This is a genomic window from Bradyrhizobium sp. IC4059 (assembly GCF_020193615.1).
GTDB lineage: Bacteria > Pseudomonadota > Alphaproteobacteria > Rhizobiales > Xanthobacteraceae > Bradyrhizobium > Bradyrhizobium yuanmingense.
The window spans coordinates 48,465-69,394 of sequence record NZ_JADYVH010000007.1; the positions used below are offsets into that span (position 1 = coordinate 48,465).

Sequence of the window (20,930 nt, forward strand, 5' to 3'; positions counted from 1 at the left end):
CAAAGACTCCGCCACATCCTCCGCTGTCATCCTCGCGAACGCGGGGATCCCTAACCACAGGGAGGAGTTTAGCGCGACAGCGGCGAGTCTTCGCCAACACCATCCTGTGGTTATGGGTCCCGGGCTCGCGCTGCGCACGCCCCGGGACGACGGTGGAGAATGTGGCACGCAGAATCCCATACTAACGACCAACATGAAATGGATGGGCGCAAGCGCGGTTCTTCACTACTATCCGCGCGATTTCACAGAAGAATGCCGGGAGTTAAACATATGAAATCAGCACTTTGGGCCGCAGCGGCCTCGGCCCTCTTGATTGCGGTTCCCGCCTCCGCGCAAGGCGTCAAGATCGGCATCCTCAACGACCAGTCCGGCGTCTATGCCGATTACGGCGGCAAATGGTCGGTCGAAGCGGCCAGGATGGCGATCGAGGATTTCGGCGGCGAAGTACTCGGCCAGAAGATCGAGCTCGTCACTGCAGACCACCAGAACAAGCCTGACCTCGCAAGCTCGATCGCGCGGCGCTGGTATGACGTCGAGAACGTCGACATGATCACGGAGCTGACGACCTCCTCGGTCGCGCTCGCGATCCACGAACTCTCCAAGGAAAAGAAGAAGATCGACATCGTCGTCGGCGCCGCGACATCGCGCCTCACAGGCGATGCCTGCCAGCCCTACGGCTTCCACTGGGCCTACGACACCCGCGCGCTCGGCGTCGGCACCGGCGGCGCGCTGACCAAAGCCGGCGGCGACACCTGGTTCTTCCTCACCGCGGACTACGCCTTCGGCTACGCGCTGGAGAAGGACACCAGCGAGATCGTCACCGCCAATGGCGGCAAGGTGCTCGGCTCGGTGCGCGTTCCGCTCAATTCGTCGGACTTCTCCTCCTTCCTGCTGCAGGCGCAGAGCTCGAAGGCGAAGATCGTCGGCCTCGCCAACGCCGGCCTCGACACCACCAATTCGATCAAGCAGGCGTCCGAGTTCGGCATCGTCGCGAGTGGCCAGAAGCTCGCGGGCCTCCTGATGACGCTTGCCGAGGTGAACGGCCTCGGCTTGCAGGCCGCGCAAGGCCTGGTGCTGACCGAAGGTTATTACTGGGATCTCAACGACAGGACGCGCAATCTCGGCGAGCGCTTCCTCAAGCGCACCGGGCGGATGCCGAGCATGATCCACGCCGGTACCTATTCGGCGACGCTGAGCTATCTCAAGGCCGTCAAGGCTGCCGGCACCAAGGATCCGGATGCCGTCGCCAAGAAGCTGAAGGAGCTGCCGGTCGACGACGACTTCGCGCAAGGCGGCAAGGTGCTCGAGAATGGCCGCATGATCCACGACATGTATCTGTTCGAGGTCAAGAAGCCCTCGGAATCGAAGAAGCCCTGGGATTATTACAAGCTGCTCGCCACCGTCCCCGGCGACAAGGCCTTCTTCACGGCCAAGGAGAGCGGCTGTCCGCTGACGAAGTAGGGAAGTGGCACAGCGAGCGCCACACCCGCGCTGTCGTCCCGGACAAGCGCGCCTCAAGCGCGCGCCGATCATGGACCCATAACCACAGGCACGCGTGGTTACGGGGACTCGGAGTGATCAGCTCGCATCACGACATCTTCCTGCGGTTATGGGTCCCGGATCGGCGCTTACGCTTGTCCGGGACGGCAGCGGAATGTGTGGCGGCGGATTGCCTCACACCAACCGCAGCACCACCGCCCCGAGCGCCCCGACCCACAGCGCCATTGCTGCGAGCGCCTGGATCGCAAAGCCGGTGCCGCGCTTGGCCACGGCTTGCGAATAGCCGATGAAATAGACGATCCGGCCGATGATCCAGATCACGCCAATCGCCGCCGCGATGGCGTCGCTGATATAGATCGCGAACAGCCAAAGGGCTGGCAGGACGATCGGCATCCATTCCAACGTGTTCATCTGGATGCGGAAGGCCCGTTCGAAATCCGGATGCCCCGACATCGCAGGTACCTTGACGCCGGTCTTGGTGCGCGAGCGGGAGACGTTGATGGAGGTGAAGAAATAAAACGCGATCGCCAGCAGCGTGACGAGGGCGGTGAGATGATACATCGTCGGTTCCTTCATAGAAATCGCGCCTCAATAGCCGGTCAGCTCGAGATAGCCAATGCCGTCATGTGTGCCGGCAAAGCTGATCGGCCCTTCCCAGTACGAGAAGCCGGTCCCCATCCAGGCGTTCGGATTGAGCGGCTTGCAGAGGATCGAGAATGATCGCGCGGGGATCGCGATCTGCCATTGCACCGGCAACTTGCGTCCCGCAATCTCAGCCGTCGCCTTCGGCATCATCTGGATGTCGCTGCCTGCAATCATCTGCGTCTCGCCGGCCGCGCTGATCCAATTGCCGAACGGATAATTTCTGCCGTCCTTCTGCCGCAGCCGGTACAGCATCAGCTTGTCTCCGGATGACAGATGCAGCGACAGCCAGTCCCAGCCGGTCTGGTCGGCGTCGAGCGGCTGGCTGCTCCATTCCCGGTCCATCCAGGCCTGGCCCGAGACATCGACCGGCTTGTCCTCGATGCTGAGCGTGCCGCGCGCGCGGTAGAACGGCTGACTGTAGTAGTACGAGGCCTGCCCACGCTCCGACTTGCGGCTGAAGCCGCGATCGCCCTGCAGCACGACCGGCCGGTCGGCCTCGAGCGTCAGTGCGTAGCTGAAATCGGCGCCAGCTGCCTTCAGCGACAGCGGCGCCAAAGCGCGGTCATCGGTGCGGTCAAAACTCTTCATCTCCCAATCGTCAATCCAGGCATCGAACGGTTTTGCCGTCACGCCGGCTTGCCCGACGCCACCCCGTGAAAACGTTTCAGAGAAGCGGTGAGTGTCGGCGCGCGTCACCGCGGCATGCGCCATCCATACCTGTTGATTGGCCCAGCCCTCGCCTTGCGGACCTGGCTGCGCCGCCTGGCGGAACAGCGTCCATTGCAGGCCGCACGCCGCGCCGCGCGCGTCGACGAGGTTTGCCGTGAGATACCACCACTCGATACGAAACTGCGGATGCGGTCCGTGATCTTCGGGGAAGGTGAATGTCTTTCCCGGCGTTACCTTTGTAAACCCATCGGCGGTCTCGGCGAGTCCGGCATAGCCCTGCGCGCCGGCGCGGCGCGGGAGGGCGAGGGCGACGATGCCACCGGCGAAGGCGCGCCGCGTGATGGCTTCAGCGCTCATTGGCAAACACCTTGACGAGATTCGCCGGCTGCATCCGCGCCAGCCGCACCATCGGGAGCAGCGCCGCAAGCAGCGAGGCGAAGAGCGCCACCGCGACCAGCTCCACCAGATGCAACGGAAAGACGTGGAACGGCAGCCGCCAGCCGAAAGCTTTCACGTTCACGATTGCAATCAGGCACCACGCGACCAGCAGTCCGAGCGGCACGGCCAGCAGTGCCGTGAACAGCGCGACCGAGAGCGTCTTGGTCAGCTCGATTGCGGCAAGGCGTGGCCGGGTCAGGCCGATCGCCCACAGCGGCGCAAGCTGCGGCAGTCGGGAGTTCGCCAGGGTCAGCAGGCTCGTGAGCAATGCGATTCCGGCGACGCCGAGCGTGAAGGCGTTCAGCGCCGACGTCACCGCAAAGGTGCGGTTGAAGATGCGGATCGATTCCGCCTTCACCGTCGCCTGGTCGGCGATTCTGCGGTCGTCGAGCCCGAACTGCTTCTGCAAAGCCGCAATCAGGCCGGGGATATTCTCTCTCGCGACGATCAGGCCGATCCGCGTCTGCGGCGTCTGCGGAAACTGCCGGATCAATGCGGCGACGTTCACAGTGAGCTGCCCCTTGGGGTTGCCGTAATCGGCATAGATGCCGACGATGTCGAGCTCCCAGGTCCCGCCCGGCGCCGGCACCTCGACGACGTCGCCGATCTGCACGTTCAGCCGCCGGCTCAATTGCTCGCTGATGAAAGCGGCATTGCCCGGCACCAGCCGGGTCCAGGCGCGCGGCGCGGTCTCGATCAGCGGCCAGCGCTCACGATAGAGCGCGTGATCGGGCAGGCCGAGCAACTCGACCGGCTGGCCCTGAACCTGCGCCTCCGCGCGCCCGCCCGAGAGGATCGCCTGAACATCGCTGCGATCCTTCAGCCAGTTCCGGATCGCGACGCCTTGCGCATTGTCGGACGCGCTGACGTAGACGTCGGCGGCGAGCCGCCCGTTGAGCCAGCCGATGAAGGTGCGGCTGAAGGTCTCCACCATGGTGGAGACCCCGACGTTGACGGCAAGCGCGAGCAAAAGCGCCATCAGCGCCAGCGACAATCCGGAGAGCTGCTGCCGGCTGTCCGCCCAGAACCACAGCACGAGCGGGCCTCGCGCGAAGCGCTGGCCTACGAGCAGGATGATGTCGAGGAAGGCCGGCAGGATCAGTGCCGCACCGAACATCAGCGCGGCCAGCACGCCGAACCCTGCGATCAGTGATTGCCCGTAATGGAGCAGCAGCAGCGCGACGGCGAACGCGCCGCAGGCCGCACAGCTCTGCAGGATCAGCCAGCGGCGTTGCCGCTGCTGCCAGGCGCCCGGCTGCGCCGTCGCCAGCACCGGCATCCTGATCGCCTTGATCAGGCTGGTCGCCGTCGCCACAAGCGCACCCGCCACGCTGATCCCGATGCCGGCGAGCCACCATTCGGGCCGCAGGCTGAGCTGCCCAGGGATCTGCGCGCCATAGAGTCCGCGCAGCGAGGCCGCGACATCGGGCAGCAGGGCGGCTGCGATGAAATAGCCGCACGCGAGCCCGATCAGGCCTGCGACCAGCGCCAGCGCCACCAGCTCGACCACCAGCACCGTATTGACTAGCCGCGCCGAGGCGCCACAGGCCCGCAAAGTGCGCAGCATTGGCAGCCGCTGCTCGAACGCAAGGCCGACGGCCGAATTGACGATGAACAGGCCGACGAAGAACGACAGCAGGCCGAAGGCGGTGAGGTTGAGATGAAAACTGTCGGTGAGACGCTCGAGCTCCGTCTCCGCATTGGGCTCGACTCGCTCTAACTGCTCGCCGACCACGCTCGCGAGCGGTGCGGGCTTGCCCCTCGGCTTGCCGATCAGCAGCCGCGAGACCTGGTCGGGCTTGCTCAGCAGCCGCTGTGCCACGCCGATATCGACCACGAGCACATCGGGTGCGAGCTGCGGCTGGACCCGCAGCGGCGGCAGCCTTGCGCCGCTGCTGATCGCCGGGGCCGTGCCCTCTGCTTGCTGCAAGCCCCTCAGCGTCTCCCGGGCCACCAACGTCTGGCCGGGCGGAGCAACGAAGCTGCTGAGATCCGTGGCACCCAGGCGTGGCGCGTTGCCGACATCGACCGGCAGCGTGACCGGCTCGATGCCGAGCAGCCGCACTGAATGCCCGTTGATCTGGACGCGTCCCTCCAGCACCGGCGACACCGGCCAGCCGGCGCGGCGGAGCTTTATGAACAGCTCCTGCGGGAAAGTCGCCGCATTGGGAGCGACCAGCATCGCGGTGCGCACGCCGCCGAACGTCGCTGCAGCGCGCTCATAGGCATTGCGGGCCTGCTGATTGATGGCCTGCACCCCGCTCCACAGCGCGGTCGCCGCAATCAGGCCAATCAGGAGCGTCGCGAACTGCATCTTGTGGCGCCGCCAATGGCTGAGCAGCACGGCGAGAACCCAGAGCGCGCGCTTCATGAAATGCGCCCCGCATGCAACGTGAGATGACGGTCGAGCGTGGCGGCGAGATGCAGGCTGTGCGTCACCATCAGGAAGCCGCAGCCGGTGCGCGCGACGAGGTCGCGCGCCAGCGCCAGCACCTCCTCGGCGGTAGCTTCGTCGAGATTGCCGGTCGGCTCGTCCGCCAGCAGCAGCGCGGGCTTTGTCGCCAGCGCCCGGCCGATCGCGACCCGCTGCTGCTGGCCGCCTGATATTTGCTCTGGATACCGTTTGAGCAGGCTGCCGAGTCCGAGGCGCTCGACAAGCTCTTTCGTCCAGGCCGCATCATGCCGGCCGGCGATCCGCGCCTGGAAGGCGAGATTGTCCGCGACGGAGAGGCTCGGGATCAGGTTGAACTGCTGAAAGACCAGGCCAACGCGATTCCGCCGCAAGCTGGCGCGTCCGGCATCCGATAGCGTGGTGACCTCGGCGTCACCCAGCCGGATCGAGCCGCCATCGGCGGCGTCGAGGCCGGCGATCAGGTGCAGCAGGGTGCTCTTGCCGCTGCCGGATTCACCGGTCAGCGCGACGCGCTCGCCAGCCCCGAGGTCGAGGTCGACGCCGCGCAGAACATGGACGGGCTCGCCGGCCGAAGAGAAGGTCTTTGAGAGGTTTCGGATGCTCAGCACGATGACGGCGCCGGACGGAATTAACGGAATTGCTGCCTAGCACACCTGATGCGGAAATGCCGGGGTTGCGTTGGCCCTGAAGCCGCTGTTAGCTTCCAAAACGGCCAAATCAAGAAAGTGCCGAAAGAGACATACGGGGAGAATGATGAGCGCTCAGGAAACGCCGAATGTGGCGGCCAAGACGACCAAAACGCCAAAGGGCGCCTGGACTGTTACATTTCTCCTCTTTCTTTTCATGGTGGTGAACTTCGCCGACAAGATCGTGGTCGGTCTCGCCGGCGTGCCGATCATGACCGACATGAAGCTCAGCGCCGAGCAGTTCGGCCTGCTCGGGTCCTCGTTCTTCTTCCTGTTCTCGATCTCGGCCATCGTGGTCGGCTTCATCGTCAACAAGGTGCCGACGCGCTGGGTGTTGTTGACGCTGGCGGTGATCTGGGCGGTGTCGCAGTTCCCGATGGTCGGCACAGTCTCCTTCACCACGCTCTTGATCTGCCGCATCGTGCTGGGGGCGGGCGAAGGGCCGGCCTTCTCGGTCGCCGCGCACGCCATCTACAAATGGTTCCCCGACGAGAAGCGCACGCTGCCGACTGCAATCCTGTCACAGGGCTCGGCCTTCGGCGTCATTCTAGCGGTGCCGGCGCTGAACTGGATCATCGTCAACCATTCCTGGCACTACGCCTTCGGCGCGCTCGGCGTCGTCGGCCTGATCTGGGTCGCAGCCTGGCTCGCGCTCGGCAAGGAAGGCCCGCTGGAGGATACCGAGGTCCTGGCCGTCACCGAGCCGAAGATTGCGTACGTGCAGCTGCTGACCTCACGCACCTTCCTCGGCTGCGTGATCGCGACCTTCGGCGCTTATTGGGCGCTGTCGCTCGGCCTCACCTGGTTCACGCCGTTCATCGTCAAGGGGCTCGGCTTCTCGCAGAGCCAGGCCGGCTTCATCTCGATCCTGCCCTGGGTGTTCGGCGCCACCATCGTCATCCTCACCGGCTGGATCTCGCAGGTGATGATGGCCCGCGGCTACACCACGCGCGTCTCGCGCGGCGTGCTCGGCTCGGTGCCGCTCATCGTCGGCGGCCTGATCCTCACCGCGATGGCGCATGTCGAGGGCGCCGGCCTGCAGATCGCGCTGCTCGTCCTCGGCTCCGGACTCTGCGGCGCGATCTACGTGGTCTGCCCGCCGATGCTCGGCGAGTTCACGCCGGCCTCGCAGCGCGGTGCAGTGCTCGCGATCTACGGCGCGCTCTACACGCTTTCAGGCATCATCGCGCCGAGCGTGATGGGCACCGTGATCCAGCGCGCCAGCAGCATGCTCGACGGCTACCTGACGGGCTTCACCATCAACGCGGTGGTCATGATCGGCTCCGGCGTCATTGGCCTGCTGCTGTTGTGGCCGAACACGGAGAAAGCTAGGCTGACACGTGGTGCGGCGGCGCAGGGCACGGCGCTGAAGGGCGCAGTGTCGCCGACGTAAGTCGCGGCTCTCTCTTACCGTCCCCTGGAGGGGGAGGGTCGCTGCGCATGTAGCGAAGCGGAATGCGTAGCGGGGTGGGGTGACGGTGTTTCCCCATCCAGCAGTGCCCGAGAGGAGAGATCACCCCACCCCGCTCGCGCTGCGCGCGATCGACCACGGGCGAGCTTCGCTCGTCCCGGACCCCTCCAGGGGAGGGTAAGCGGCTGCCTCGTTAGCCTTCGCAGGAACGACAGTTGAATTTGTGTCGATGCCGACGGCTCAATTTGCTTTCGCCGGCCGGCGCTCCGTGAACGGCGACAGCACCACCGTCGCCACCATGAAGATCACGGACGCGCCGAACACCCAGTGCGGCGCGCTTTGATCCATGATCCAGCCGAACAGCAGCGGTGAGACGATGCCACCGAGGTTGAAGCCGGTAGAGGCGATGCCGAAAGCGCGCCCCGCGGCACCCGGAGGCGCGGCATTGCGCACCAGCATGTCGCGCGAAGGCGCGATCACGCCGGAGAGGAAACCCGCGGTCGCCATCGTCGCCGTCAAGGCCCAGCCCGGCAGCGTCACCAGCGCGATCAGCAGCACGATGGCCGCATTCGCGGCGAAGCAGGCTGCGGCGACATAGCCGTGACGCTCGGTGCGGTCGGCGAGGAAGCCGCCGGCGAGTACGCCCGCGGCGCTTGCGGCGAGAAACGCAGTCAGCGCGACATTGGCGATCGAATAGGACGTGCCGTAGCCGCTCATCAGCGCCACCACGCCGAAATTGTTGATGCCGGCCACCGACAGGCTGAGCAGCATGAACAGCGCAGTCAGCGTGATCAGCGCCGGCGTGATGATGGCCTGCTTTGGCGCGCTCTCGCTGCCGGGCTTCTTCTTGTGCGCACCGGCATCGGGTATGTCCATGATGATCAGCAGCAGCGCCACCGCAATGCCGATCGCGCCCGAGGCGATCAGCGCGCCGGTGCCGCCGGACAGCGTTACGAGCGCGGCCACGATCGCCGGTGCGACGGCGCCGCCGAGAAAGCCGGCAAAGGTATGGATCGAGAAGGCGCGGCCCATCCGCCCCTCGTCCATGTGCTCCGCAAGAATCGCGTAATCGGCGGGATGATAGACGCTGTTGGCAAGACCCAGCAGCACTGCGCAGGCGATCAGCGAGGCGTAGCTGAGATGCAGACCGAGCAGGATCAGCGCGGCGCCGCCGAGCGCGAGCCCGGCCAAGAGAATGCGCCGCGCGCCAAAATGGTCGACGAGGTAGCCGGTCGGCGCCTGGGTTAACCCCGATACCGCCGCGAACACGGTGAGGGCGAAGCCGAGCTCGACATAGCCGACGCCGAGCTTCTCCTTCAGGAACGGAAACAGCATCGGCAGGACCAGCAGATGGAAATGGCTGACCCAATGCGCGATCGAGATCCCCGTCAGCGTGCGCAGCGCACTGTCCGTCTTGCCTTGTTGCGGTGCGGCGAGAACGTCGACCATTGCAGTTCCGTTTCACTCCCGATGGACCGGCAAACTATCGGGGCTGGCGGTTATTTGTCCATGAACGCAGGCGCATGGCAGGTAGTGCGGGCGGGGCCGTGCGGGGTCAGGTGTGCTTCACGCCGTTGTCCCCGGCGAGCGCAGGAACGACAGCGGAGCTGCATCCTCAGAACGGCTCGTCGTCCGGGCCATAGCGGTCGCGCTTCGGCGTTGCGATGTCGCCGTCTTCGTAGTCGTCGTCATCGGTCTCGCGCCGGCGCGGGGCCCTCTTCGCCTTGTCGTCCGCGGGCTTCTTCTCGGTGATCTTGGGCGGCTCGCTCGACTTGCCGGTCTTGGCCATGGCTGGTCCCGGATGGGTGATGCTGCATCCGAATCTACCTGCCAAATATGTGCGGCGCCTGATTTATCTCAAGGGGCGACGAGGCCGTCAGTGCACCACCGGCCCGCCTGCCTTCTTCCAGGCATCGAGGCCGCCGGCGATATGCGCGGTGTTCGGAAGCCCCGCCTCCTTTGCAGCAGCAACGGCCATCGCCGAGCGTTCGCCGAAGGCGCAGAAGAACACCACGCGCCGCCCGGTTGCGGCCGCGACCTCGCGCAGCATGCCGCCGGGCTTGAGGCTCTCCTCGACGGAGGGATACGGCGTGTGCAGCGCGCCTTCGAGCATGCCGTGCTTCATCCGCTCATTGGTCTCGCGCAAGTCCACCAGCAGGATGTCGGGCCGGCCGAGGCTGCGGATCGCCTCGATCGCGCTGAGCGCGCGGCCTTCCTTCTCCAGCTCTTCCTGGTGCAGGCCGACATGCATGTTGGCGGGAATCGCCACGTCCATCATCTTCGGATTGGGCAGCTTCAGATTGGCCATCAGCTCGACATATTCGTCGACCGAGCGCACCTGGAGCCGTGGATTGTAGCGTTTTTCCTCGCCGATGGTGGAGACGGTGTCGCCCTTGTAGTCGTGGGCCGGAAACACCATCGTCTCGTCCGGCAGCTTCAAGAGGCGGTTGAAGATCGAATCGTATTGCGCGCGCGCCGAGCCGTTCTGGAAATCGGTGCGGCCGGTGCCGCGGATCAGCAGCGTGTCACCGGTGAAGACGCGGTCGCCCATCAAATAAGAATAGGAATCGTCGGTGTGGCCCGGCGTGTACATCACGTCGAGCGACAGGCCCTCGATCGTCACCTTGTCGCCGTCGGCCACCCGCATGGCGACGACGTCGGCCTTGGTCTGGTCGCCCATCACGGTCATGCAATGGGTGCGATCGCGCAGCTCGCCGAGGCCGGTGACGTGGTCGGCATGCAGATGCGTGTCCACCGCCTTGACCAGCTTGAGGTCGAGCTCGCGCAGCAATTGGCAGTAGCGGTCGACCTTCTCCAGCACGGGGTCGAGAATCAGCGCCTCGCCGCCGGGGCGGCTGGCGAGGACGTAGCTGTAGGTGCCCGAAACGCTGTCGAAGAGCTGTCGGAAGATCATGGCAGGACCCGGCTTGGAACTGACTTCCAAGATTCTACTACAATACGGGTCGGAAAGAGAAGTAATTCACTGCGTGAGCAGAAAAATTTAGAAGATTATTATTATGGTCGCATGATCGCGGACAAAACACATCATCCCAGTCCTGCAATGCCTGGATTGCCTTCGACGCCTTTCAGCGTCACGCCGGAGCCGAGCCGTTCGGGCATCATCCGGCCCGAGCGCAGATATTTGCCGACCACGTCCCACACCGGCGCGCCCTGCTGGCCGTTGACTGAGGCCCAGCCCGCGACCTTGTAGCGGTGGCTGGCGCTGAGCGCCTTGCCGCTGCCGAGCTTCAGCTCCGAGATGCGGCTGCCGATCGCAGCGTCCGGCGTGCAGGTGTAGCTGAGCCCGCCGGCACGGACCATGTCGCCGCCCTGCTGGTAGTAGGGATCGGCGTTGAAGAGGTTGTCGCAGACGTCCTCGAGCAGGTCCTTGATCTGGGCCCCCGTCATCTCCTGCACATAGGTCTCGGGATAGGTGATCGCGGTTTCCGCCAGCAGATCCTCCATGGTCATGGCCTGGCCGGACAGCACGGTGACGCCCCAGCGGAAGCCCGGCGACAGCGCGATTTCGGCATCGAGCTCGGTGCGCAGCGCGGTGCAGATCAGCTCGTCCATGGGGCCGGAGAAATTGCCGCGGCGATAAAGCAGCCGGTCGGGCGTCGCGATCTTTTCCGACCAGTCGGCCACGTGCGGTGCACGGACCCGGCCGATCAGCTCGGCCATCGCGGGATCGGGCTTCAGCAGCTCCGAATAGACCGGCAGCAGACGATATCTGGCATCGCTGACTTTGCCGCTGTCGAGCGCGAGATCGAGCACACCCAGAAATTTCCCGTTGGAGCCGGCATTGGTGACGAGGGTCGTACCACCTGCGTTCTTCACCGGCATGGGCTGCGGCACGGCATCATGGGAGTGGCCGCCGAGAATGACGTCGATGCCGGTGATCCGGCTGGCGAGCTTGAGATCCACGTCCATGCCGTTGTGCGACAGCAGCACGACGGCGTCGACCTTGTCGGTGCCGCGCAAGGCGTCGACATGCTTCTGCAACTCCTCCTCGCGGATGCCGAAGCTCCAGTCCGGTGTGAACCTCCTGGGATGCGCGATCGGAGTGTAGGGGAAGGCCTGGCCGACGATCGCGATGCGATGCCCGCCGAGCTCCTTGATGACGGAAGGCTTGAACACGCGCCCAGTGGCCTTGTCGAAGGCCGGCGCGTCGTTGAACGCGGCCTCTTCGGTCAGGAACACGTTCTGCGCCAGGAACTCGCCCTTGAAACGCTCGAGATTGTCGCGCAGCGCCTGCTCGCCATAGGTGAATTCCCAATGGCCCGTCATCGCCTCGATGCCGAGCAGATTGGCGACCTCGACCATGTCGCGGCCCTGCATCAGGTTGGCCAGCCCCGTGCCCTGCCAGAGATCGCCGCCGTCGACGAGCAGCGAACGCCGCTCGCCGAAATCGGCGCGCAGGCGATCGACCAGCGTCTTCAGATGGGCAAAGCCCCCGAGCTTGCCGAAGCGGCCTGCGGACTTCTCGAACTCGAAGCAGGTGAAGGCATAGGCATCGGCGCTGTCGGAGCGGATGCCGAAGCGCTCGAGAAAGGCCCGGCCGACCAGATGCGGCGGCCGTCCCGCCATCTCGCCGATGCCGATATTGACGCTGGGCTCGCGGAAATAGACCGGATTGAGCTGCGCATGCGTGTCGGTGATGTGCAGGATGCGCGCATTGCCGAACCGTTCGAGGTCGTAGATGCTGGCGGCGTCAGCGCCGCGGGCGAGCCGCGGCAGGCCAATCGTTGCCGCGGCAAGGCCTGCACCTTTCAGGAAATCGCGGCGGCGGATCGCCATTCAAGAATTCTCCGCGCCTCTCGTGGGGGCTGCGTTCACCGCGGGGCAGTCTAGCGGATTTCCATCGCCTTCCAGGCTTCTTTTTCGGAAACAGCCTGGAAGATCGACGCCCTCGCCAGCGCTTCGGCTTCCCTGGCCGCGGCCACCGCACGGCCGAAATCGCCGCCATCGGCAGCCCTTTTCGCGGCCGCCAGCGCAGATACGGTCACCGTCCACTGGTTGCGCATGCCCGCCGCCTCCTTGGAGGCGGCTTCGGCGGCCGCATAGGCCGCCTTGTAGTCCGCCTCACTCGCCGCGCGCGCGGATGGCGCAAGGCTCAAGGCGAGCAGCATGGCCAAGCCAAGTGACAGCTTCATGGCCGTGCTCCCGGTCCCGAGATCGGCAGGCCGTTGGCGACGTAGGACAGGAAATATTCGACGTCGCGATATTCATCCGACTGCGGCTCCAGCGGAACCGCGCGGGTCTGGCTGTTGCAGGTGACGAAGCGGCGGCTGGTCGTGCCCATGCCGCTCCATTCGGAGCGGTAGATCGGCATCGCGTTGAGGATGCCGAGCGCTGGGGCGAGGGTCTCGGCGCGGATGCGCTCGCCTGGGCTCTGCACGTGGCAGCTCGCGCAGGAGAAATTCATCTGGCCGCGCCGCGTGTAGAAATAGCGCTTGCCGTTCTCGTACGCCGCCAGCGCGCGGGGATCGTCGGGGATCTTGATGTCCATCAGCTTGCCGCGCGAGGTGTAGGCCATGTAGGCGGTGAGCGAGGCCATCTCGTCCTTGACGTAGGAATAGGGCGCCTCGCCATTGGCCTCGCGGCAGCGGTTGAGCGCGAGCTCCAGCGTGATGACCTTGCCTTCGCCGCTGTCGAAGTACGGATAGTTCTGGCGGATGCCGATGCCGCCGTTCGGGAAGCAGTCGGCATAGGTCTTGCCGTTCTTGAACGGGGTCGAGAACATCTCCTTGCCGGCCTCGAGCGCGAACTCGTAAGGCGGGAATTCCTCCTTCTCCTGCCACTGCCGCTTCATGTCCTCGTTCATGGAATACGGACCGTTGACGAAATCCTCGTGCTTCACGTTCGGAAATTTCTGGAAGAAGAAGTTCTGGAACGCCTTGGCGTCGGCGACGGGATCGACCTTGTCGGCAGCGATCACGCGCGGCGCGGCAAGCGCGAACGCGACGAGCGCAGCGCTGAGCGAGCCAAGCAGGAGGTGGATGCGGGCCTTCATCACGCGATCTTCGCGGTGGTCGTATCCGAGCCGCCCTTGTTGTCGGTCCAGGAGATCTTGAGCTCGTCGCCCTTCTTGGCGCCCTTGAAGCTGAACTTGACGTAGGGGTCCTTGGAGACCGCTGTGCCCCAATCGGCGACGAACACGTCCTTGCCGTTACATTCGAACTTCAGCCGCTGGATGAAATGCGCCGGGATCAACTCGCCCTTGGAGTCCTTGACGAGGCCGGTGTCCATGGGGTGCTGGATCAGCGTCTGCACCTCGGTGATGTCGCCGGTCGATGTTGCGCGCACGCGAATGCTGGATGCCATGTCGAACTGCCTCGCTTAGCCGCCGCAACCGCCGACGGTGACCTTGACCTCCTTGGTCGCGCTGTAGAGCTTGCCGTCGGCCTCCACGATCGCGGTCAATTTGGTGGTCCTGGCCATCTTGAGCCGGTTGGCGACGGCAGGGATCGTGCCATCGGGAATCCTGTAGCTGGCCGCCAGCGCGCTCGGGTTCTCCGCCACGAAGAACGAGATCGAGGTGACCTTGTCCAGCGTCGTCGTCACCGAGATCGGCACGACGCCGCCGTTCTCGGCGATCTCCGGTGCATCCAGCTTGACCTTGTCCGACGGCTCGGCGGCCTTGCCGTAGAGCGCCTTGATCGCATCCGCCTCGCTCTTCTGCCTGAAGGCCTCTTCCGGATATTTGTCGTTCGCCGCGGCGCGCGCGGGCGCGAACGGCAGATTGCCGAGGCCGAGCAGCGCCACGGAGGCAGCGCCCTGAAGGATCAGGCGCCGCGTCGGATGAGGCCTCCAATGAGGCTTGGGGGTCGTGGTCATCTCAAGTCTCCTAGGGGCCGCCGGCGGTTACAGGGTCTGCAGGAAATCAACAATCGCGTTGATCTCCTGCTCGGTCAAAATCCGGTTCCGGCCGAACGGCGGCATCATGGTTTGCGGATTGCGCTTGGTCTCGTCGAAGATGATCGCGGTGAGCTCGTTGCGATCGGGGTATTTGGCCTTGATGTCCTTCAGCTCCGGTCCGATCGTCCCCGGCAGGTCGCCGCCTTTGATGACGTGGCAGGTGAGGCAATTGCCCTTGCCGCGGTCGAAGGCGAGCTTCTGGCCCTCCGTCACGGTGGATTGCGCCCCCGCCGGGGCCATTGCCGCGCCGGCGAGGAGGGCCAGCGCAGCAAGCAGAGCGGGCTTGCGAGGAAAGGCGGTCAAGGCATCGTCCCGGCGTTATCTCGATGATCTCGTTTGCGGAATTGTTCAAAAGCACAAAGGCCATCGCCTGACAATCAAGACTATGCACGCGGTGAAATGGAGTTAATATCCTGCGCATTGCAACTGACGAGATAGTTCGTTCATTCGGATGGGCGTGAACTAGCAGATTATTCTCGGACGTTTGGCCGCCTTTTCTGGTTCGCATTTTTTGGGGACGTCACTTGGCTGAATATGTGGTCGAATTTGGCAGGGATGGCGGACGGGTCGAGCCGGATGGCCGGCTCGATGCGCCTGCCTTCCATCGCAATCACGAACCGATCTGGGCAGCGCTGGAAAAGCATCTCGCGGATGCGACCGGCAACGTCGTGGAACTCGGCAGTGGAACCGGGCAGCACGTGGTGCATTTCGCCCGCCACACGCCGGGCCTGATCTGGTGGCCGAGCGATCTCAACCAGCGCCACCTCAAGAGCATCGAAGCCTGGCGCGTGCATGCCGGCCTGCCGAACATCCGTTCACCCCTGCGCATCGACCTCACCGATCCCGACTGGTGCCCGGAAATGAAAAGCGGGCAGGGGCCGACCAGCCTCGCGGCCGTGTTCTGCGCCAATGTCATTCACATCGCGCCCTGGGCCGTGGCCGAAGGCCTGTTCGCCGGCGCGGGCCGTTATCTGCGCCGCGACGGCAAGCTGTTCCTCTACGGCCCCTTCAAGCGCGACGGCAAGCATACCGCGCTCAGCAATGCGGTGTTCGACACCTCCTTGCGCGAGGGCAATCCCGAATGGGGCGTGCGCGACGTCGTCGACGTCGAGAAGCTGGCGAAGGCGGCAGGCCTCGGCCTCATCGACACGATCGAGATGCCCGCGAACAATCTGACGCTGGTGTTTGCAAGAGGCTAGGAGGTCATCATGCCCGGGCTTGTCCCGGGCATCCACGTTCTTCGGGCGGTAAGGCAAGGCGTGGATGGCGGGGCCAAGCCCGGCCATGACGATGTGGAGACGTCAGCGCACCCAACTCTAGCCTTCATCCCGCCACCCGATCTTCTCCTTCAAGAACCGATAGCCCAGCACCTCGAAACCGGCGCGCTCCTTGTTGTCCCTGCCGTAGCCGTGGCCGCCTGCGGGCGGCTCGTAGAACCAGGCCTCATAGCCCATGGCCTGCAGCTTTGCCGCCATCTTGCGGGCATGGCCGGGATGGACGCGGTCGTCGCGCCGCGTCGTTGCAATCAGGATCGGCGGATAGGACCGGCCGGCTTTCACATTGTGATAGGCCGAGTATGTCTGCAGCCATTCCCATTCCTCCGGCTTGTCGGGATCGCCATATTCCGCGATCCAGCTCGCGCCGGCGAGCAGCTTGGTGTAGCGGCGCATGTCGATCAGCGGGATGGTACAGAACAATGCGCCGAAACGCTCGGGATAGCGCACCAGCATGTTGGTGATGAGGATGCCGCCGTTCGATCCGCCCTGCGCGGCGATGCGTTTTGCGCTCGTCACACCGCGGCGGACGAGATCGGCCGCGACCGCGGCGAAATCGTCGTGTGAAAGCTTCTTGCCGGCAAGCCGTCCGGCATCGTGCCAGCGCGTGCCGAACTCGCCGCCGCCGCGCAGATTCGCCTGCACAATCGTGCCGCCGCGCTCCAGCCACAACTTGCCGAGCGAGGAATTGTAGTACGGCTTCACCGAGTGACCAAAGCCGCCATAGGCGCTCAGATAGACCGGCGCATCGCCGGTCTCGCCGGCAGGGCCCGTCTGCACATAGGGGATACGCTCGCCGTCAACGGAGATCGCCTCGTGCTGCGTCACCACGAGGCCATCGGCGGTGAACGTCTTCGGCGCCTGCTTCAGCACGATCGGGCTTGCGACGCCGCGCTCGATCAGCAGCAGCGCCGGCGGCGTCAGCGGGTCCTGCACATTGGCGAGCAGATCGCCATTGCTCTCCGATGCATGGCGGTCGAGCGGCCAGACATCGACGACGCCGATCTGCGGCAGGCCGCCAAGTGTCTCGCGGCTCCAGCTAGTGGCAGACGGTGTGCAGATCTCGAAGCGAGGTTTGAGCTCGTCGAGAATCGACATCACCAGCTTTCCTTCCGCCCAGAACAACCCTTGCAGCGCGCGCCGCGGTGCGGGCTCGAACAGGACGACAAAATCGCGGCTGCCGGCGAGGAAGGCCGAGAGCGAGATGCCGAGCACGGTGTCGGTGGCATAGGTCCGGCCATCGACCTGCCAGTCCTTGCGTAGCTTCATCGCGAACCAGTCGCCATGCGCCTGCATCCAAATCCCGGTCGGCAGATCGAGCTTCGTCGTCGTGCCGGCCGCATCGCGCAGCCAGATGGCGTGGTTGAAGAAGTCGATCTGGTCGACGATCCAGACCCGGGGCGCCGCTCCGGTGTCGTCGGCCATGCCATAGATCACCATGTGATCGGCGGTGGTCTCGATGACCATCTGTGCCTGATCGACCGGTTGGCCGCGCCGCCACAGGCGGACGGTGCGCGCATAGCCCGAGCTCGTCGCCATGTCCTCGCCATGCGCGCTTGACAGCAGCAGCGTGTCGGCATCGAGCCAGTCGACGCCGCCTTTCGCTTCCGGCAGCGCAAAGCCGTTCGCCACGAAACTTTTCGTGGCGAGGTCGAATTCCCGCAAGGTGACGGCATCGCTGCCGCCGCGCGACAGGCTCAAGATCGCCCGCGAGCTTCCCGGCATCGTGGCGATACCGCTAAGCAACCAGTCCTCGTCTTCGCTTCTCGCGAGCTGGTCGATGTCCAGCATGGTCTCCCATGCCGGATCGGCTTTGCGAAATTCCGCAAGCGAAGTCCGCCGCCACAGGCCGCGCGGGTTGGCGGCGTCTTTCCAGAGATTGTGCAGGTCGTTGCCGCGCCGGCTGACATAGGGAATGTTGTCAGGTCGGTCATAGATCGCCGCGAGGATGTCGCGATCGTGCTCGAAGGCCTTGCCGCCGAACGCGGCGAGCGTCAGGCTGTTCTGCCGCTCGACAAAATCGAGCGCCTGCCGGCCCTCGATCTCCTCCAGCCACAGCCAGGGATCGTCGTCGGGCGCTTGAAGCGTGGGCCTGTCGTCGACGGACATGAAGGTAACTCCCGGAAGATCGCGGCGGATAGGATTTGATCGAGCGCAAGCCGTCAAGGGTGCGCAGCGTTATCATTCCAGCGATTGCGTCAGGGGCATGGCCCGCGCCCGTTTGCGCCGGTTGCCGGCCCTCTCTCACCCCTCCATAGTGCCGCGAATCAACAGAGCCCTTTGGGCGGAAATGCCGATGCTGGACGTGACTGCAGCCCATGAGATCGCCGACGATGCCCGTGCGCGCGCCAACGTGGTGCGCCTCGCCGCCGCGCAGGCGCTGACCGGCGCCAACTCGGCCGTGATCTTCGCCACCGGAGCGATCGTCGGCGCCACGCTCGCGCCCGACATGTCGTTCGCGACCGTGCCGATCTCGATGTATGTGGTCGGGCTCGCCGCCGGGACGCTGCCGACCGGCGCGATCTCGCGCCGCTTCGGCCGCCGCGCCGCCTTCGTCATCGGCACGGGTCTCGGCACGCTCACCGGCCTGCTCGGCTCGCTCGCAATTCTGCGCGGCTCGTTCGCGCTGTTCTGCTTTGCTACCTTCCTCGGCGGTCTCTACGGCGCGGTGGCGCAATCCTATCGCTTCGCCGCCGCGGATGGCGCCAGTGCGGCCTACCGGCCGAAGGCCGTGTCCTGGGTGATGGCGGGCGGCGTGTTCGCCGGCGTGCTCGGTCCGCAGCTCGTGCAATGGACCATGGATGTCTGGCAGCCTTATCTGTTCGCCTTCAGCTTCCTGGTGCAGGCCGCCGTCGCGCTGATCGCGATGGGCATCGTCGCCGGCGTCGATATGCCGAAGCCCGCGCCGGCCGATCTGCACGGCGGCCGGCCGCTGCTCACGATCGTGTCCCAGCCGCGCTTCATCGCGGCAGCGCTGTGCGGCGTCATCTCCTATCCCATGATGAACCTGGTCATGACCTCGGCGCCGCTTGCGATGAAGCTGTGCGGCCTGTCCGTGTCCGATTCCAATTTCGGCCTGCAATGGCACATCGTTGCGATGTACGGGCCGAGCTTCTTCACGGGCACGCTGATCGCGCGCTTCGGCGCTCCGAAGATCGTCGCCGCCGGCCTGCTGCTGGAAGCGGGCGCCGCCATCATCGGTCTCTCCGGCCTTACGGCGATGCATTTCTGGGCGACGCTGATCGTGCTCGGCGTAGGCTGGAATTTCTCCTTCATCGGCGCCTCCGCGCTGGTGCTGGAGACGCATCGCCCGCAGGAGCGCAACAAGGTGCAGGCCTTCAACGATTTCCTAGTGTTCGGCATGATGGCGATCGGCTCGTTCTCATCGGGCCAGCTGCTCGCCAATTACGGCTGGTCCGCGGTGAACCTCGTGGTGTTCCCGCCGGTGGTGCTGGGCCTTGCGGTGCTCTCGCTGGTCTCCTGGGCGAAGCGCCGCAAGGCGCGGCTGGAGGCGGCCATGTGCGAATTCCCCGACGCCGTGTGAGTGGCGGGAGGTTGTCAGCAGCGTTGACACTTCGATCCAGGTCGAAGTGATTTTCTGAGGAAGGTTATTTAGATGTCGTCATGGCCGGGCTTGTCCCGGCCATCCACGTCTTTGCGAGGTCGGAAGAAGAACGTGGATGCCCGGAACAAGTCCGGGCATGACGGAGCAAAACAAACGGCAGATGAAATGCTCGACAATCCTCAGACCCCAGCGGCCCACGAATCCTCGCTCCGCTATGAAGGCTGGCGCATCGTCGCGGTCTGCTTCCTGCTCGCCACCTTCGGCTGGGGGCTCGGCTTCTACGGCCAGAGCGTCTATGTCGCCGAGCTGCAGCGCGCACGGGGCTGGCCGGCCTCGCTGATCTCCTCCGGCACCACGTTCTTCTATTTGTTCGGCGCGCTGCTGGTCGTCTTCGTCGGCGAGGCCGTGCGGAAATACGGTCCACGGCTCAGCCTGATCGCCGGGACGCTGGCGATGGCGTCCGCCGCGGTCGCGATCGGCGCGGTGCGCGAGCCCTGGCAGCTCTATCTCGCCAATGCCGTGCTCGCCTTCGGCTGGGCCGGCACCAGTCTCGGCATGATCACCAACACGATCAGCCTGTGGTTCGACCAGAAGCGCGGCATGGCGATCAGTCTCGCGCTCAACGGCGCCAGCTTCGGCGGCATCGCCGGCGTGCCGCTGCTGGTAGCATTGATTGGCCATATCGGCTTCGCCGGTGCGATGTACGCCGCCGCCGGCGCCATGCTGATCCTGCTCGTGCCGGTCATCCTCCTTCTCGTCGGCCGCCCGCCCGATCGCCACGGGTGGCAGGCGGCGGCGAAGGCGAAGCCGCAATCATCGACTGAGATCCGCGCCTGGGCGCTGCGGGACGCCGGCTTCCTCACGGTGACGATCGCCTTCGCCCTGGTGCTGTTCGCCCAGGTCGGCTTCATCGTGCATCTGATCTCGTTCCTCGATCCCGTGATCGGACGCGAGCGCGCCGCCGTGGCCGTAGCGGTGCTCACCGCGATGGCGGTGGTCGGCCGCGTGCTGTTCTCGCTGGTGATCGACCGCATCAATCAGCGCCTCGCGTCCGCGCTGTCGTTCCTCAGCCAGGCCGCCGCGCTTCTCGTCGTCGTCAACCTGCACAACGATTACGTGCTGATCGCGGCCTGCGCCGTGTTCGGCTTTTCGGTCGGCAACCTCATCACGCTGCCCTCGCTCATCGTGCAGCAGGAGTTCGACTCCGCCGCCTTCGGCGTGCTGATCAGCCTCAACACGGCGATCAACCAGGTCACCTACGCGTTCGGTCCCGGCGTGGTCGGTTTCCTGCGCGATCTCTCCGGCGGCTATACGCTGCCCTTCTATCTCTGCATCGTGCTGGAGGTGATGGCGGCGGCGCTGATCATGGTGCGGGGGAGGCCGCGTCTCTCTGGGATGACATCCGCTTAGC

General features: G+C 65.2%; 19 protein-coding genes. 5 read left to right on the forward strand and 14 right to left on the reverse strand.

Going from position 1 to position 20,930, the window contains the following annotated elements:
* Positions 1–270 precede the first annotated feature (270 nt).
* On the forward strand, positions 271–1,461 hold the full coding sequence (locus I6F12_RS22135; protein WP_036014626.1) for an ABC transporter substrate-binding protein: 1,191 nt from the start codon (positions 271–273) through the stop codon (positions 1,459–1,461).
* 213 nt (positions 1,462–1,674) lie between these two features.
* On the opposite strand, the gene I6F12_RS22140 is transcribed toward I6F12_RS22135, so the two are convergent.
* Genes I6F12_RS22140 through I6F12_RS22155 form a run of 4 tightly spaced genes read right to left on the reverse strand, consistent with a single transcriptional unit; the run spans position 1,675 to position 6,273 of the window.
* Entirely contained in the window at positions 1,675–2,061 is a 387-nt protein-coding gene (locus tag I6F12_RS22140; protein WP_057027794.1) for an MAPEG family protein, read from the reverse strand.
* A gap of 27 nt (positions 2,062–2,088) precedes the next feature.
* Positions 2,089–3,171, reverse strand: a complete 1,083-nt coding sequence (locus tag I6F12_RS22145) for a lipocalin-like domain-containing protein (RefSeq protein ID WP_225157212.1) — start codon at positions 3,169–3,171, stop codon at positions 2,089–2,091.
* Positions 3,161–5,623, reverse strand: a complete 2,463-nt coding sequence (locus I6F12_RS22150; RefSeq protein ID WP_225157213.1) for an ABC transporter permease — start codon at positions 5,621–5,623, stop codon at positions 3,161–3,163. The genes I6F12_RS22145 and I6F12_RS22150 overlap by 11 nt, the downstream gene beginning before the upstream one ends.
* Positions 5,620–6,273, reverse strand: a complete 654-nt coding sequence (locus I6F12_RS22155; RefSeq protein WP_036014611.1) for an ABC transporter ATP-binding protein — start codon at positions 6,271–6,273, stop codon at positions 5,620–5,622. Before I6F12_RS22155 ends, I6F12_RS22150 begins: the two co-directional genes overlap by 4 nt.
* Before the next feature lie 145 nt (positions 6,274–6,418).
* Between I6F12_RS22155 and I6F12_RS22160 the strand changes: the two genes are divergently transcribed.
* Positions 6,419–7,744 (forward strand): MFS transporter, encoded by a 1,326-nt coding sequence (locus I6F12_RS22160; protein WP_036014621.1) that lies wholly within the window; start codon positions 6,419–6,421, stop codon positions 7,742–7,744.
* A gap of 258 nt (positions 7,745–8,002) precedes the next feature.
* Here I6F12_RS22160 and I6F12_RS22165 read toward each other — a convergent pair whose 3' ends face one another.
* From I6F12_RS22165 to soxX, 9 genes are all read right to left on the reverse strand, one after another.
* The gene (locus I6F12_RS22165) at positions 8,003–9,211 is read right to left on the reverse strand and encodes an MFS transporter (protein WP_036014610.1); all 1,209 of its coding nucleotides are present in this window, start codon (positions 9,209–9,211) and stop codon (positions 8,003–8,005) included.
* A 166-nt stretch (positions 9,212–9,377) separates the two neighbouring features.
* A complete protein-coding gene (locus I6F12_RS22170) occupies positions 9,378–9,551 on the reverse strand; it encodes a hypothetical protein (protein WP_036014608.1) in 174 nt (57 codons plus the stop codon).
* A gap of 87 nt (positions 9,552–9,638) precedes the next feature.
* Positions 9,639–10,676: an MBL fold metallo-hydrolase gene (locus I6F12_RS22175; protein ID WP_036042512.1), complete on the reverse strand. Its 1,038-nt coding sequence runs from the start codon at positions 10,674–10,676 to the stop codon at positions 9,639–9,641.
* Positions 10,677–10,807: 131 nt separating this feature from the next.
* Entirely contained in the window at positions 10,808–12,559 is a 1,752-nt protein-coding gene (soxB, locus tag I6F12_RS22180) for a thiosulfohydrolase SoxB (RefSeq protein ID WP_225157214.1), read from the reverse strand.
* Positions 12,560–12,609: 50 nt separating this feature from the next.
* Positions 12,610–12,915: a hypothetical protein gene (locus tag I6F12_RS22185; RefSeq protein WP_036014604.1), complete on the reverse strand. Its 306-nt coding sequence runs from the start codon at positions 12,913–12,915 to the stop codon at positions 12,610–12,612.
* Positions 12,912–13,775 (reverse strand): sulfur oxidation c-type cytochrome SoxA, encoded by an 864-nt coding sequence (gene soxA, locus I6F12_RS22190; RefSeq protein ID WP_036014603.1) that lies wholly within the window; start codon positions 13,773–13,775, stop codon positions 12,912–12,914. Before soxA ends, I6F12_RS22185 begins: the two co-directional genes overlap by 4 nt.
* Positions 13,775–14,086: a thiosulfate oxidation carrier complex protein SoxZ gene (gene soxZ, locus I6F12_RS22195; protein WP_225137686.1), complete on the reverse strand. Its 312-nt coding sequence runs from the start codon at positions 14,084–14,086 to the stop codon at positions 13,775–13,777. Before soxZ ends, soxA begins: the two co-directional genes overlap by 1 nt.
* Before the next feature lie 15 nt (positions 14,087–14,101).
* Positions 14,102–14,599: a thiosulfate oxidation carrier protein SoxY gene (soxY, locus tag I6F12_RS22200; protein ID WP_036014597.1), complete on the reverse strand. Its 498-nt coding sequence runs from the start codon at positions 14,597–14,599 to the stop codon at positions 14,102–14,104.
* Positions 14,600–14,626: 27 nt separating this feature from the next.
* Positions 14,627–14,920, reverse strand: a complete 294-nt coding sequence (gene soxX, locus I6F12_RS22205) for a sulfur oxidation c-type cytochrome SoxX (RefSeq protein WP_225113698.1) — start codon at positions 14,918–14,920, stop codon at positions 14,627–14,629.
* Between the two features lie 284 nt (positions 14,921–15,204).
* Between soxX and I6F12_RS22210 the strand changes: the two genes are divergently transcribed.
* A complete protein-coding gene (locus tag I6F12_RS22210) occupies positions 15,205–15,879 on the forward strand; it encodes a DUF938 domain-containing protein (RefSeq protein WP_225157215.1) in 675 nt (224 codons plus the stop codon).
* Positions 15,880–15,996: 117 nt separating this feature from the next.
* Here I6F12_RS22210 and I6F12_RS22215 read toward each other — a convergent pair whose 3' ends face one another.
* Positions 15,997–18,063: a prolyl oligopeptidase family serine peptidase gene (locus I6F12_RS22215; protein ID WP_225157216.1), complete on the reverse strand. Its 2,067-nt coding sequence runs from the start codon at positions 18,061–18,063 to the stop codon at positions 15,997–15,999.
* A gap of 187 nt (positions 18,064–18,250) precedes the next feature.
* Here I6F12_RS22215 and I6F12_RS22220 point away from each other — a divergent pair, with 187 nt between their 5' ends.
* Together I6F12_RS22220 and I6F12_RS22225 are read left to right on the forward strand one after the other, a co-directional pair.
* Positions 18,251–19,498 (forward strand): MFS transporter, encoded by a 1,248-nt coding sequence (locus I6F12_RS22220; protein ID WP_225157217.1) that lies wholly within the window; start codon positions 18,251–18,253, stop codon positions 19,496–19,498.
* Between the two features lie 186 nt (positions 19,499–19,684).
* Positions 19,685–20,929: an MFS transporter gene (locus I6F12_RS22225; RefSeq protein ID WP_036014586.1), complete on the forward strand. Its 1,245-nt coding sequence runs from the start codon at positions 19,685–19,687 to the stop codon at positions 20,927–20,929.
* Position 20,930 lies beyond the last annotated feature (1 nt).

Coding starts and splice junctions, on each gene's coding strand:
- I6F12_RS22135 (WP_036014626.1), top strand. CDS start 271: ATGAAATCAGCACTTTGGGCCGCAGCGGCCTCGGCCCTCTTGATTGCG.
- I6F12_RS22140 (WP_057027794.1), bottom strand. CDS start 2,061: ATGTATCATCTCACCGCCCTCGTCACGCTGCTGGCGATCGCGTTTTAT.
- I6F12_RS22145 (WP_225157212.1), bottom strand. CDS start 3,171: ATGAGCGCTGAAGCCATCACGCGGCGCGCCTTCGCCGGTGGCATCGTC.
- I6F12_RS22150 (WP_225157213.1), bottom strand. CDS start 5,623: ATGAAGCGCGCGCTCTGGGTTCTCGCCGTGCTGCTCAGCCATTGGCGG.
- I6F12_RS22160 (WP_036014621.1), top strand. CDS start 6,419: ATGAGCGCTCAGGAAACGCCGAATGTGGCGGCCAAGACGACCAAAACG.
- I6F12_RS22165 (WP_036014610.1), bottom strand. CDS start 9,211: ATGGTCGACGTTCTCGCCGCACCGCAACAAGGCAAGACGGACAGTGCG.
- I6F12_RS22170 (WP_036014608.1), bottom strand. CDS start 9,551: ATGGCCAAGACCGGCAAGTCGAGCGAGCCGCCCAAGATCACCGAGAAG.
- I6F12_RS22175 (WP_036042512.1), bottom strand. CDS start 10,676: ATGATCTTCCGACAGCTCTTCGACAGCGTTTCGGGCACCTACAGCTAC.
- soxB (WP_225157214.1), bottom strand. CDS start 12,559: ATGGCGATCCGCCGCCGCGATTTCCTGAAAGGTGCAGGCCTTGCCGCG.
- I6F12_RS22185 (WP_036014604.1), bottom strand. CDS start 12,915: ATGAAGCTGTCACTTGGCTTGGCCATGCTGCTCGCCTTGAGCCTTGCG.
- soxA (WP_036014603.1), bottom strand. CDS start 13,775: ATGAAGGCCCGCATCCACCTCCTGCTTGGCTCGCTCAGCGCTGCGCTC.
- soxZ (WP_225137686.1), bottom strand. CDS start 14,086: ATGGCATCCAGCATTCGCGTGCGCGCAACATCGACCGGCGACATCACC.
- soxY (WP_036014597.1), bottom strand. CDS start 14,599: ATGACCACGACCCCCAAGCCTCATTGGAGGCCTCATCCGACGCGGCGC.
- soxX (WP_225113698.1), bottom strand. CDS start 14,920: ATGGCCCCGGCGGGGGCGCAATCCACCGTGACGGAGGGCCAGAAGCTC.
- I6F12_RS22215 (WP_225157216.1), bottom strand. CDS start 18,063: ATGTCCGTCGACGACAGGCCCACGCTTCAAGCGCCCGACGACGATCCC.
- I6F12_RS22220 (WP_225157217.1), top strand. CDS start 18,251: ATGCTGGACGTGACTGCAGCCCATGAGATCGCCGACGATGCCCGTGCG.
- I6F12_RS22225 (WP_036014586.1), top strand. CDS start 19,685: ATGCTCGACAATCCTCAGACCCCAGCGGCCCACGAATCCTCGCTCCGC.